1 protein-coding gene is annotated in these 672 nt (G+C 31.1%); it reads right to left on the reverse strand.

The window, feature by feature from the left end; translation table 11 throughout:
* Window positions 1-24: 24 nt before the first annotated feature.
* The gene (locus HRG09_RS28290) at window positions 25-567 is read right to left on the reverse strand and encodes a GNAT family N-acetyltransferase (RefSeq protein ID WP_174104098.1); all 543 of its coding nucleotides are present in this window, start codon (window positions 565-567) and stop codon (window positions 25-27) included.
* Window positions 568-672 lie beyond the last annotated feature (105 nt).

The raw sequence follows: 672 nt of genomic DNA on the forward strand, positions 1-672 counted from the left end.
ATCGATATCGGAAGTAGAATGATTTTAATTATTCCACTCGCTTTTTAGTAGAGAATAACTGATAACATCGTTCGGATAATTATTTTGATACATATATTCTCTTAATACTCCATCTTGTTTAAAACCAAATTTTTGTACTGACCTATGTGAGGCGACATTGTCTGTAAAAATAATTGCACCAATCCTATTTAAATCCCATTCATTAAATCCATATGTAATAACAGTTTTTACAGCTTCCGTTATATATCCTTTTCTCCAATAATCCGGATGAATCTCATAACCTATTTCTGTACGTTTATGTTGAGGACTCCAAGCATGAAACCCTATTGTTCCGATGAATTCATTTTCTGTTTTTGTAACAATTCCCCATCGAATTCCTTTTTTATCATGAAAAGCACGCTGAAAGTTCTCGACAAGAGTCTCGGCTTCCTTTAAATCTTTAAAAGAATTCATACCATAAAATCGTGTTACATCGTCTCTTGAAAAGTAATCAAAAATAGCTTTTGAATCTTCTTTTGTAATTTCTCTTAGTATTAATCTTTCTGTTTCTAGAACTGGAAATGACATAATGGTTACTCCTCCTTTTGTACTTAGTTTATTTCGCTATGAATATATTTAAATCCTATGTAAATAATGATGAATATCGTATTCATGCTCGGTTAACATAACGCA

The sequence above is a fragment of the Bacillus sp. Xin1 genome (genome assembly GCF_013314535.1).
GTDB lineage: Bacteria > Bacillota > Bacilli > Bacillales > Bacillaceae_G > Bacillus_A.

What these genes read in the sequence shown, in the direction of transcription:
- HRG09_RS28290 (WP_174104098.1), bottom strand. Translation starts at nt 567, where the DNA reads ATGTCATTTCCAGTTCTAGAAACAGAAAGATTAATACTAAGAGAAATT.